This window comes from Streptomyces sp. NPDC051976, from assembly GCF_040680795.1.
Lineage (GTDB): Bacteria > Actinomycetota > Actinomycetes > Streptomycetales > Streptomycetaceae > Actinacidiphila.
Genome location: NZ_JBFAXL010000009.1, coordinates 173,014 through 184,888, shown reverse-complemented (window position 1 = coordinate 184,888; position 11,875 = coordinate 173,014). Strand labels below are relative to the sequence as shown.

Below are 11,875 nucleotides of genomic sequence, written 5' to 3'. Positions count from 1 at the left end.
CCGCTACGGTGTGGCCGACGGTGTGGCGGTCGGCTCGGTGGCGGCGTCCGGATCCGGTACGGACGCCGCGTGGCCGCCGGAGCCGGTGCCCGCGTCCGTTCCCGAGACGGTCGGCGGGGTGGTGATGCTGCCGTGGGACGTGGTCGCGGTCGCGTCGGCCCCTGTGGCCGACTCCGCGCCGATCGGGGTGGGCTGCTCGGCCGAGGGCGGGATGTCCGGCAGCGTGTAGTCGCCCAGCGGCGCCGTCCCGAGGTCGGGGCGGACCGCGCCGAGGATCGGGTTGGCGGCGATCGGCGAGACCTTCACGAAGGAGCCGGGGCGCGGCGCCTGGATGACCATGCCGTCGCCGATGTAGAGCGCGACATGCGAGGCCCCGGAGAAGTAGAGCACCAGGTCACCGGGGCGCAGCAGGGCCAGCGGGACATGCGGCAGCCGTGCCCACTGCTCCTGGCTGGTGCGCGGGATGGGCACCCCCGCGTGCAGCCACGCCTGCGAGGTCAGCCCCGAGCAGTCGAACGTGTCGGGCCCCTGGGCGCCCCACACGTACCGCTTGCCGAGCTGCAGGAAGGCGTACGCGATCGCCCGGTCCCCGGCCTTCGAGGGGGTGCGCTTGTCGGCGCCGTCGCCGAGGGCCTTGGAGTCCAGGAAGTCCTGCTGGGCCTTGTTGACGCCCTTCTGCTCCAGCGTCTGCAGCTCGTTGATCTGCACCCCGGTCAGCCCGGCGAGCAGCCCCTCGACCTGCTTCAGATGCGACTCCACCTGGGTCTTCTGGGTGGCCAGTACCGCTTGCGCGTGCTGCGCGGTGTCGAGCGCCTTCTGCGCCTGGGTGTTCAGCGCGTCCAGCCGCTGCTCGCCCGCGGTCAGGTCGCCGAGGACGTCCTTGGTGTGCCCGGCGGCCCGCTGCAGCACGTGCCGCTGGCCGAAGAAGTCCTGCGGGGTCTGGCCGGCCAGCAGCGACAGATACGGCGACACCCCGCCGTCCTGGTACATCTGGCGGGCCATCAGGCCGACCTGGTCGCGGCTGGCGGCGACCGCGACGCGCGCGTCGGCGAGCTGCGCGTCGATCCGCTCGGCCTTGGTCCGCTGCTGGTCGGCGGCTTCCTTGGCCTTGTTGAAGGCGTCGGTCGCGGTCTCCGTCTGCTGGTAGAGCGTCTGGAGCTGGGTGAGGAGCTGCGGCAGCGGCACCGGTGGGCCGGCCGGGGGATCGTACGGTTGCGCACTGGCCCGCGAGGCGGTCGGGAGAGTGAGGGCGGCCGCGGCGAGCAGTGCTCCGCACACCACCGCGGATCTGAGCCAACCCCTGGTCCTACGAGCCACTGTCATCCCCTTTGTCTCGCCGGTCTCGCGTGACGGTGCCTCAAGATCCTGTCACGGATAGTCGTATCTTCGACAGAGGCTTGGGCAATTCCGCGCAATGTGGTCACCCCGCTGGGTGACCGCGGTCCGCCACGCCCTGTCTTCCTCCGGGTCATCGGTTCACCGATGAGTTTCCGTGAGCGGGTGCGTTCTATGGAGTGAAAGGCGCGCACGAGGCGCGCACGGCACACTCGGAGGCAGTCATGAGCACCCACGGCACCAGCTCCAGCGGCACCGCAGGCACCGCAGGCACCGGCTTCACCGGCGGTCTGGAGGGCAAGACCGCGGTGATCTACGGCGCCGGGGGCGTCCTCGGCGGCGGGATCGCCAGGGAGTTCGCCCGCGAGGGCGCCCGGGTCTTCCTCGCCGGGCGCACCCCGGCCACCCTGGAGGCGGTGGCCGCCGACATCAGGGCCGCGGGCGGCCAGGCCGGGACCGACGTGGTCGACGCCCTCGACGAGGACGCCGTACAGAACCATCTGGACAAGGTCGTCGCCACCGCCGGCCGCGTCGACGTCTCGCTCAACCTGATCAAGCGCGGCGACGTCCAGGGTGTGCCCCTGGTCGACATGACCGCCGACGACCTGCTGCGCGCGGTGACCAACGGCCTGCGCTCCAACTTCCTGACCGCCCGCGCGGCCGCCCGCCAGATGGCCCGCCAGGGCTCCGGCGTGATCCTGCACCTGAACAGCGCCTCCGGCGACGGCGCCTTCCCCGGCATGGGCAGCACGGGCCCCGCGGACGCCGCCACCGAGTCCTTCATGCGCTACCTGGCCGCCGAGACCGGCCCGCAGGGCGTACGGGTCTGCGGCATCTGGACGGCGGGCGTCGCGGAGACCTTCGAGACGAACAAGCTCACCGAGGTCAACGCCAACGCCACCGACCCGCAGGCCGCGCTCGACATGATCGCCTCGATGTCGGCCATGCGCCGCACCCCGCGGCTGGCCGACGTGGCCGCGGTGGCCGCCTTCCTGGCCTCCGACCGGGCGTCGGGCATCACCGGCACCATGACGAACGTGACGGCGGGCCTCGTCCTGCGCTAGACCTCGCCCACCCCACCACCCGAACACCACATCAGGAGGCAGAACCATGGACTGGAAGCTGGAACTCGTACTGATCCCCGTCGCCGACGTGGACCGCGCCAAGACCTTCTACACCGAGCGGATGGGTTTCACCCTCGATGTCGACCACAGGTCGGGAGACGCCTTCCGGGTGGTGCAGCTGACGCCACCCGGCTCGGCGTGTTCGATCAGCTTCGGCACCGGCATCACCGACGCCGCGCCCGGTTCCGTACGCGGCCTGCACCTGGTCGTCAGCGACATCGAGGCCGCGCGGGAGGAGCTGCTGGGCCGGGGTGTGGAGGTCGGCCAGGTCCAGCACTTCGAGGACGGCAAAATGATGGACGGCGTGGACGCCGAGCGCCGCGACTTCGCCTCCTTCCTGCCCTTCAGCGACCCCGACGGCAATGTGTGGACGCTCCAGGAGGTACGCAGCGCCACCGAGGCCGAGCGGGACCGCTCGGGCCGCGAGGCGTCTGCGTCATGACACCCGTGGCATCCGAGGACGAGGCGGAGTTCGCGGCGAGCACCGAGCGGTACCGCCGCGAACTGCACATCCACTGCTACCGGATGCTCGCCTCCTTCGACGAGGCGGAGGACGCCGTCCAGGAGGCGCTGCTGCGCGCCTGGCGCTCCCGCGACTCCTTCGACGGCGCCCACCCGGGGGCCTGGCTCTACCGGATCGCCACCAACGTCTGCCTCGACCTGCTGCGCCGCGACGCCCGGCGGCTGCCGCGCGGCGGGACCGTCACCTCCTTCGCCGAGGTGCCCTGGCTCCAGCCGTACCCGGACGGCCTGCTGGACGAGGCCGCGCCGGTCGACGACGAACCCGACGCGGTGGTGGTGGACCGGGAGACCATCGAGCTGGCCTTCCTGGCCGCCATGCAGGTGCTGCCGCCGCGCCAGCGGGCCGCGTTCGTGGTCCGCGACGTCCTCGGCTGGCCCGCGGGGGAGACCGCGGAGCTCCTGGGCACCAGCGTGGCCGCCGCGAACAGCGCCCTGCAGCGGGCCCGGGCCACCATGCGCGAGCACGTCCCCGAGCGGCGCGCCGACTGGACGGCGGGCGAGCCCACCGCCCAGGAGCGGGCCCTGCTCGACCAGTTCATCGCCGCCCACGAGAGCGGCGACGCCAAGGCCGCCGTCGCCATCTCCGCCCAGGACCTGCGGATCACCATGCCGCCGTACCCCATGTGCTACGACGGCGTGAGCAACATCGCCCCGCTGCTGGAGCGCGCCTTCGGCCCCGAGCAGGGCGGCGACTGGAAGCTGGTGCCGACCATGGCGAACCGCATGCCCACCGCGGCCAGCTATCTGCGCCGCCACGGCGACACCGAGTTCCGCGCCTTCAAGTTCGACGTCCTGCGCGTCGAGGCCGGTCTCATCGCCGAGATCACCACCTTCGGCCCCGCCCTCTTCCCCGCCTTCGGCCTCCCCCTGCTCCTCCCGCACTGAGCCGCGCGCAAGCGTACGGCCCGGTCACCGCCCTCGGAGACCGGACCGTACGCGTATGGGGGGACTACTCCGGGGTCAGCCGAAGTAGCTGTGGAAGTTATTGCTGAACTTCACTGCTTCCGGGCCGATCTGGCGTTGACCAGCAGCTTCCGCCCTTCGCTGGCGGTGCTCACGCCTCCTGGGCCGTCTGTGGGCCGTGGCAGCGTAGGCATCTGCGGTTAGGGGAGGCACTCCAGCCCAAACGCCCGCGCACCGCGGATCCGTTCAATAGCCTGCACGGGTGACTACAGCGTCGCCTGAACCGCCAGCCCAACTCGGGTTACTCGACCTGACGGTTGACCTGTCCGTTCCTCAGGTCCACTCAGGCACGGACTTCACCGTGTACCTGCACGTCAAGAACCCTTTCGCGACTGCCGTCTGGATCGATGCGGTGGAACTGAGTCTGCCGACCCAACTGTTCTGGCGGCCACCGGAGCCGTCGGCGAAGCGCGCCTCGGGCGCCCTGCCAGCAGACGAGGCGGAGCCCATACGCGAGGAAGTCAGGCGGCGGAATGCCCGTTCGAGACAACTACAGCAGGACCTGGAGGGGCTCGACCCCGCCAACGGCCAAGAACGAGAGAGGATCAACGCGGAGCTTGAGCAATTACACCGGGACAATGAGATCGACCTAGGGCGGCTACACGGTGGCACCGGCAGCATCCGCCTCGATGCCTACGGTGATGCGACGGTCAACCTCCGCGGCACCGCCCGGCAAATGCGCATCGATGCCTACGGTAATTCGACGGTCAATATTGACGACCCTGCCACGAGCGACAGCGAGCGAGTCCCGCTCAAAGGATCGCTTCCACCAGGTACGGCACTGGAACCGGGCTGCACGGATGTTTGGACCATCCGCCTCGGCACCAGTCGCAGCCCATTCTTCATTCCTGCGAGCTATCGCCTCCAGATCACCGTCGTGTACGGCGTAACCCCGGCTAGGCGAGATTTGGAAGCGGACACCACCGGCTCTGGGCAGGCAAAACTCGCTTCTAGGCGTCGCGTCTTCTCCAACACCACCTCCCTTACGGTGCCACTGAAGGCAGCTATGTGGAACGTGATGTCAGGAGGTGCGCTCGGTGGGGCGGTGGGAAGCGCGGGCCGATCGCTCCAGGACGCCCAAAGCCTGAACACCTTGTTCGAACATCACCTTGGGACAACCATCGGTTCGCTCGTACTCGCCATCATCCTCAGCACCGCGGCGATTGTCTTCGCGGCGCGGAAGTCCGAGGCGCAGTCCTTCGTCACCGTCGAGGATTTCTGGGGTGGACTGCTGATCGGCTTCCTGATCGGCTACTCGGGAACGGCCGCATTCTCCGACCTCACCGGCGTTAGCAGCTAGATGTTCGGGACGGCCGGGAACACGTTGTCCACGGCCTTCCGGGCGCGGCCCTCGCTGCTGGGCAACAGGTGCGTGTACACCCTGAGCGTGAAGCCAGGCTCTGTGTGCCCAAGGTAGGTACTGAGCGCCTTGATGGTCTCGCCCGAGTCCAGCAGCACCGATCCCGTCAAGGTCTCTGGTGAACGCAGCCACGTTGCGGGTGGAGGGGGCGGCCGGGCCGTCTGTGGGCCGTGCGAGGGCGGCCGACAACGGCCAATGACGGCCGCAGTGAAGTGGGAGCGCGCAAGCGTACGGCCCGGTCACCGCCCTCGGAGACCGGACCGTACGCGTATGGGGGACTACTCCGGGGTCAGCCGAAGTAGCTGTGGAAGTTGTTGCTGAACTCCCAGTTGCTGAACTTGTCCCAGTTCACCGACCACGTCATCAGGCCGCGGAGGGCGGGCCAGGTGCCGTGGGTGGAGTAGCCGCCGCAGTTGGTCTTCTTCGTGAGGCAGTCGAGGGCCTGGTCGACGGCGGCGGGGGCGGTGTAGCCGTTGCCCGCGTTGGTGGAGGCGGGCAGGCCGATGCCGACCTGGGAGGGGGCCAGGGCCGGGAACATGTTGGCGGTGTTGCCCGCCACCGGGAAGCCGGTGAGGAGCATGTCGGTCATCGCGATGTGGAAGTCCGCGCCGCCCATCGAGTGGTACTGGTTGTCCAGGCCCATGATCGACCCCGAGTTGTAGTCCTGGACGTGCAGCAGGGTGAGGTCGTTGCGCAGGGCGTAGATCACCGGCAGGTAGGCGCCGCAGCGCGGGTCCTGGCCGCCGAACGGCCCGGAACCGTAGAACTGGTAGCCCATCTGCACGAAGAAGGTCTCCGGCGCCATGGTGAGCACGAAGCCGCTGCCGTAGCGGGCCTTGAGGGTCTTCAGCGCCGAGATCAGGTTGACGATCACCGGGGTGGTCGGGTTCTTGAAGTCGGTGTCGCCGGTGTTGAGGGAGAGCGAGTGGCCCTCGAAGTCGATGTCGATGCCGTCGAGGCCCCAGGTGTCGATGATGCCGCTCACCGAGGAGACGAACGCGTCGCGGGCCGCGGTGGTGGTGAGCTGGACCTCGCCGTTGGCGCCGCCGATGGAGAGCAGCACCTTCTTGCCCTTGGCCTGCTTCGCCTTGATCGCGGCCTTGAAGTCGGCGTCGGACTCCACCGACGGGCACTCGCTGACCGAGCAGCGGTTGAAGTGGATGCTGCCCGAGGTGGCCGAACTGGTCTCACCGAAGGCCAGGTCGATCACGTCCCAACTGTCCGGCACGTCCGCCAGCTTGATGTACCCGGAGCCGTTGGCGAACGTCTCGTGCAGATAGCCGACCAGCGCGTGCGTCGGCAGCCCACCGGACGGCGGCGGCGAGGTCGGGGGAGTGGTCGGCGGCGTCGTGGGCGGCGTGGTCGGAGGCGTGGTGGGCGGTGTGGTCGGGGGAGTCGTCGGCGGTGTGGTGGGGGGCGTCGTGGTGCCGCCGCCGGGGCCCTGCAGCGAGATGTCGTCGGCGTAGTACGTCGGCTGCCCGTACCAGCCGTGCACGTAGACCGCCGCGCTGGTCTGGCTCGCGCCGGTGGTGAAGGAGACGCTCAACTGCCCGTAACCGCCGCCCGTCCCGGGCGTCCAGGTGCTGGCGCCGCCGTCCACGCCGATGTACACGTACGCGCCCTTCACCTGGGCGGTGAGCGTGTACGTGGTGTTCGGCGCGACCGTGACGTTCTGCTTGCACTGCCCGGTGGCCGACGAGGACGGCACGCCCTGCAGGGCGTAACTGCCGCTGTGCGCCTGCCCGGTGACGACGCTGTCGCCCGCGTCGCAGGTCCAGCCCGACAGACTGCCGCTCTCGAAGCCGCCGTTGGTCAGGAACTCGCCCGCGCTGGCGGCCGGCGCGAGGGCGACCAGGCCGCCGATCGCGACGGCGCCCGCGACCGCGGCCGAGGCGGCGACGAAGGATCTCTTGCGCAGTGCGGAGGTGAGCATGGGGGGATGCTCCTTCGGTGAAGGGGGCATGTCACCGCGCAGCAAACAGGTCCAGACCAATCGTGTCAATGGTCTGAACCAAGAGAGGGTCAGTCGGTCCCGTTTGACCTGCGTTTGGACCATGGCCACTTCAGGCCGCCGTCGGGCTTGCGGCGGCCTTCCGGGTCGTAGACGAAGACGAAGCGGGTGCGGCGGGTGGCGCGGGGGGCCGGGTTGAGCTCGCGGTGGTAGACGTGCACCACTTCGGGGCCGCCCTCGGGGGCCGGGACGGGGACGGAGTAGACGCGCGGCGGCTGGCCGGTGGTACCGGTCAGCACCGCCAGCACCTTGCCGTCCAGCGGGCCCCCGACGAATTCCGTGTCCTCGTGTCTCACCCGGTCAGGATGGCACGGGACACCCGCGATCCGGGTACGGGCGCTACCCGGGCGGGTCCGGCAGCAGGTGTGCCGCGACCTCGGCGAGGGGGGCGATCCGGCGGACCAGCGAGCCCGCGGGACTGGCCGGGGACTCCTCGGCCAGGCAGCGGGCGGCGGCCTCCGCGGCCTGCGGGTCGGTGGTCGCCGTCACCAGCAGCAGCGCCACGAAGTGGTCGACCAGCCAGGCGCGCAGCTCGCCGACCGGCGGCTGCTTGCCCTCGTCCAGCCAGATCAGCGAGACCGCCTCGACGCAGGCGATCCATGACCTGACCATCATGGCCAGCCGTGGTCCCGGCGCGGTGACGCCCAGATGGTGCAGCACCTGCTCGGCCGCGCCGCGGCGCACCTCGTCCACGATCGCGTCGGTACGGCTGGTCTCGGCCACGCTGCCGCCGCGCAGCAGTGCCCCGTACGCGGCGTCGTGCTCGTCGACATAGGCGAGGTAGCGGTCCAGGGCGTCCGCCAGCCGCTCGGTGGGCGGGCCCTGCGACGGTACGGCGAACCGGCCGATCAGCTCCTGCGCCGCGCCGAGCACCGCGGCCTCGTACAACTGCTCCTTGCCGCCCGGGAAGTAGCGGTACACCAGCGGCCTGGACACCCCGGCCGCGACGGCGACGTCGTCTATCGAGACATCCTCGGGCCGCCGGTGCCCGAACAGGTCGACGGCGGCGGCCAGCAGCTGCGTACGACGCTGCTCGACGCTCATCCTGCGATATGCCGGCGCCGCACTGCTGCTCATGCCAGCAGCCTAGGGCCTGGCCCCGGGGGCCGCACATACGAGCGGACGGGGTGGGGGGTTCAGAGGAGTCCGGAGCTGCGCCAGAGTTTGCGGCTGGGGCCGCGGATCAGTCCGACCTCCTCGAAGAAGTCCATCAGCCGCTTCGCCGACTGCCGCATCACCTCGCGGCGGTGCGGGCTGGTGCGCGCCATCTCGGCGGCGTAGCGCGGGTCGAGGCCGATCGACTCGTAGACCTTCGGGCTGATCAGGGAGCGGGCGATCACCCGGGCCGCCTGCGCGGAGGACAGCCGGGTGAACTCGATCTCCCAGCGCGGCGCGGTCTCCATCTGGCGGCGCAGCTCCTCGCGGGCGTACCGGATGTGCCGGGCCTCCTCGACCACATGGATCCGGGTGATGCCCCGGGTCAGGGTCTGCACCCGCTCGTCCGGGAAGGTCAGCCGCTGCATCCAGTCGAGGATCTCCTCGGCGAGCAGCGTGCCGGTGAAGGAGCCGGGCGTGGTCGAGATGGTCTTGATCAGCCGGCCGAGCTGGTGGTCCAGCCGGCTGGGCCGGTACGCGGGGGTGCCCAGCTTCGTCACCGCGCGGGCGAACATCTTGGAGTGCCGGCACTCGTCGGCGATCTCGGTGAGCGCGTACCGCACATGACCGCTGGTCGGGTCGAGGTCGTAGGTGTGCCGCAGCAGGAGCTGCATCAGGATCGTCTCGAACCACACGCCGATCGAGCAGAGCGACGCCGCCTCGTGGCGGCTCAGCTCCATCCGCTGCTCCTCGGACATGTGCTTCCACAACGGGGTGTCGTAGAGGGAAAGCAGCTCGGGCGGCCAGAACCACTTGCCCTCCTCCAGCGGGGCGTCCCAGTCCAGGTCGGTGTCCGGGTCGAAGGAGTGCTTGGCCGAGGCCGCGAGCAGCCGCTCCGCCGTCCGCTCACGGGAGATCAGACCTGCGTCCATGTGAAGTGGCCTCCGGTGCACAAGGGTTACCTGCGGTACAGGTCTTATGAGACTCTGTGTCAACAAGGCAGTCAAGCCCTCGCGCACGACGTGAATGGAGTTCCCGATGCCGACGGAAGGTCTGTACACGCAACCGCCCGGCGAACAGATCTGGAAAGTGCCCGCTCACGGCGCCGCCCGCTTCTCCTGGGAGTACGGCGACGGCCGCGAGCGACTGCTCGCCCTGTACCAGAAGGGCAAGGACAAGCAGTGGGACGCCACCAAGCGGATCGACTGGACCCAGGAGGTCGACCCGTTCGACCCGCTCGGCACCCCGGACGAGGCCATGTCGATCTACGGCACCCGTTACTGGGACACCATGAGCGACCGCGACAAGGGACTGCTGCGACAGCACTACACCGCCTGGCAGTTCAGCCAGTTCCTGCACGGCGAGCAGGGCGCCATGATCTGCGCCGCCCGGATCGTGGAGTCGGTCCCCGACCTGGACGCGAAGTTCTACTCCGCCACCCAGACCATGGACGAGGCCCGGCACGCCGAGGTCTACGGGCGCTTCCTCCAGGACAAGGTCGGGATGCTCTACCCGATCAACGACAACCTCCAGTCGCTGCTGGGCGACACCCTGCGCGACTCCCGCTGGGACATGCCCTACCTCGGCATGCAGGTGCTCATCGAGGGCCTGGCGCTGGCCGCCTTCGGCATGATCCGCGACACCACGACCAAGCCGCTGCCCAAGCAGATCCTGGCGTACGTGATGCAGGACGAGGCCCGGCACGTCGCCTTCGGCCGGATGGCGCTGCGGGACTACTACAAGCAGCTCAGCGACGCGGAACTGCGCGAGCGCGAGGAGTTCGTGATCGAGGGCTGCTATCTGATGCGGGACCGGCTGCGCGGCCTGGAGGTGCTGGAGAACTTCGGCATCCCGACCGCCGAAGCCGCCGAAATGACCGAGAGGTCCGAATTCCTGCATCTGTTCCGCAAGCTGCTGTTCAGCCGGATCGTGCCTTGCGTGAAGGACATCGGCCTGTGGGGGCCGCGGCTGCAGAAGGCGTACGTCGACATGGGCGTCTTCGACCTCGGCGACTCCAACCTCGACCTGCTGATGACCGAGGACGAGGAGATCGCCGAGCGGCTGGACGCCGAGCGGTTCGCCGCCGAGGAGAGCGCTCGGGTCGCGGAGGTCGCGGAGGCCATCACCCTGGGCGCCACGGAGAGCTGACGGCTCAGCGCCCCCGCCATGAAGCCCCCGCCGTAAAGGGGGTATCGCGGACACGCGTGAGGGTAGATCGTACGCTTGTCCGATGATTGAAGGACCGAGATCGCGACGTGCCGAGCGGCACGCCAGGGCGCAGCGCAGACGCCGTAACACCGCAGTGGGCGGCTGCGCGCTGCTACTCGCCGTCGCGGGCTCGGTCTACGTGGCCTACGGCCGCGGTGGCGGCTCCGGTGCCACGGCCGCCGACCGGCTGCCCGGCGGCGGGCCCGCCACGACCGCGCAGGACGACGCGAAGGCGGGCGGGAAGCAGCCGGGGAAGCCGTCGCCGGGAGTCAAGAAGGCCGCGCGCCCGCCCGAGCCGGCCGGCACCCTCACCCTCGCCTTCGCGGGCGACGTCCACTTCACCGACCGCACCGCGCCCCGGCTCGGCGTCGACCCGGCGCTGGGCCCGATGTCGGCGGCGCTGTCGGCCGCCGACTTCTCCATGGTCAACCTGGAGACCGCGATCACCAGCCGCGGTGTGGCGCAGCCGAAGAAGTACCACTTCAGGACCACCCCGGCCGCCCTCGGCGCGCTCCAGCGCTCGGGCATCGACGCGGTCACCATGGCCAACAACCACGCCGTCGACTACGGCGCCCAGGGCCTGACCGACAGCCTGGCCGCCAAGCACAGCTCGCCGATACCCGTGGTCGGCATCGGCGCCGACGAGAGCGAGGCGTACCGCCCGTTCACCACCACCGTGAACGGGGTGCGGCTCGCCGTCGTCGCCGCCAGCCAGGTGATCGACATCACCAACCAGAACTGGCGGGCCACCGCCACCCACCCCGGGATCGCCTCGGCCCTGGACCGCCCCAAGCTGCTGAAGGCGGTCAGGGACGCCAAGGCGCACGCCGACGTCGTGGTGGTCTATCTGCACTGGGGCACCGAGGGCCAGAACTGCCCGGGACCCGAGCAGAAGTCGATCGCGGCCGACCTCTCCGCCGCCGGCGCCACCGCCGTGGTCGGCACCCACGCCCATGTGATGCTCGGCTCCGGGATGATGGGCCGGACCTACGTGGCCTACGGGTTCGGCAACTTCCTCTGGTACGGCCACTCGCCGTACCCGAACTCCGACGAGACCGGGGTGACCTCCCTCACCGTCACCCACGGCAAGGTCACCAAGGCCGCCTTCACCCCCGCCGTGGTCGACGGGAACGGCGTGCCGGAACCGCAGTCGGGCGCCGCGGCGACCCGCATCACCGACCGGTACGCCCAGCTGCGGCAGTGCACCGGGCTGGCCGATCCGCCCCGCGGCTGACACCTCGTCGGGTGGCGGCGGAC

At 70.1% G+C, this 11,875-nt stretch carries 11 protein-coding genes and 1 pseudogene; 6 read left to right on the top strand and 6 right to left on the bottom strand.

What is annotated here, in order from left to right:
- Positions 1-3 precede the first annotated feature (3 nt).
- Positions 4-1,278, bottom strand: coding sequence for an NlpC/P60 family protein (locus AB0M29_RS13195; protein ID WP_365382322.1), 1,275 nt, complete (start codon positions 1,276-1,278; stop codon positions 4-6).
- A 281-nt stretch (positions 1,279-1,559) separates the two neighbouring features.
- On the opposite strand from AB0M29_RS13195, the gene AB0M29_RS13190 reads away from it, so the two are divergent.
- The 4 genes from AB0M29_RS13190 (at position 1,560) to AB0M29_RS13175 (ending at position 5,244) form a co-directional block, all read left to right on the top strand.
- Positions 1,560-2,399: an SDR family oxidoreductase gene (locus tag AB0M29_RS13190; protein ID WP_365382321.1), complete on the top strand. Its 840-nt coding sequence runs from the start codon at positions 1,560-1,562 to the stop codon at positions 2,397-2,399.
- A gap of 46 nt (positions 2,400-2,445) precedes the next feature.
- Positions 2,446-2,901: a glyoxalase superfamily protein gene (locus AB0M29_RS13185; protein ID WP_365382320.1), complete on the top strand. Its 456-nt coding sequence runs from the start codon at positions 2,446-2,448 to the stop codon at positions 2,899-2,901.
- Complete coding sequence (locus tag AB0M29_RS13180; protein ID WP_365382319.1) at positions 2,898-3,866, top strand: RNA polymerase subunit sigma-70; 969 nt, start codon at positions 2,898-2,900, stop codon at positions 3,864-3,866. Before AB0M29_RS13185 ends, AB0M29_RS13180 begins: the two co-directional genes overlap by 4 nt.
- Positions 3,867-4,146: 280 nt before the next feature.
- Complete coding sequence (locus AB0M29_RS13175) at positions 4,147-5,244, top strand: hypothetical protein (protein ID WP_365382318.1); 1,098 nt, start codon at positions 4,147-4,149, stop codon at positions 5,242-5,244.
- Here the strand turns inward: AB0M29_RS13175 and AB0M29_RS13170 are convergent.
- From AB0M29_RS13170 to AB0M29_RS13150, 5 genes and pseudogenes are all read right to left on the bottom strand, one after another.
- A pseudogene (locus AB0M29_RS13170) lies at positions 5,241-5,405 on the bottom strand (integrase); the annotation flags it as partial. The gene AB0M29_RS13175 and the pseudogene AB0M29_RS13170 sit on opposite strands and share 4 nt — an antisense overlap.
- A 188-nt stretch (positions 5,406-5,593) precedes the next feature.
- Positions 5,594-7,237, bottom strand: a complete 1,644-nt coding sequence (locus AB0M29_RS13165) for a glycosyl hydrolase family 18 protein (protein WP_365382317.1) — start codon at positions 7,235-7,237, stop codon at positions 5,594-5,596.
- An 89-nt stretch (positions 7,238-7,326) separates the two neighbouring features.
- Positions 7,327-7,611: a hypothetical protein gene (locus tag AB0M29_RS13160; RefSeq protein WP_365382316.1), complete on the bottom strand. Its 285-nt coding sequence runs from the start codon at positions 7,609-7,611 to the stop codon at positions 7,327-7,329.
- Between the two features lie 43 nt (positions 7,612-7,654).
- Entirely contained in the window at positions 7,655-8,392 is a 738-nt protein-coding gene (locus AB0M29_RS13155) for a TetR/AcrR family transcriptional regulator (protein WP_365382315.1), read from the bottom strand.
- Between the two features lie 59 nt (positions 8,393-8,451).
- The gene (locus tag AB0M29_RS13150; protein WP_365382314.1) at positions 8,452-9,342 is read right to left on the bottom strand and encodes a diiron oxygenase; all 891 of its coding nucleotides are present in this window, start codon (positions 9,340-9,342) and stop codon (positions 8,452-8,454) included.
- A 106-nt stretch (positions 9,343-9,448) separates the two neighbouring features.
- On the opposite strand from AB0M29_RS13150, the gene AB0M29_RS13145 reads away from it, so the two are divergent.
- Positions 9,449-10,558 carry a ferritin-like domain-containing protein gene (locus AB0M29_RS13145; protein ID WP_365382313.1) on the top strand — a complete coding sequence of 370 codons (1,110 nt, stop codon included), beginning with the start codon at positions 9,449-9,451 and terminating at the stop codon, positions 10,556-10,558.
- 82 nt (positions 10,559-10,640) lie between these two features.
- Entirely contained in the window at positions 10,641-11,852 is a 1,212-nt protein-coding gene (locus AB0M29_RS13140; protein ID WP_365382312.1) for a CapA family protein, read from the top strand.
- Positions 11,853-11,875: the final 23 nt, after the last annotated feature.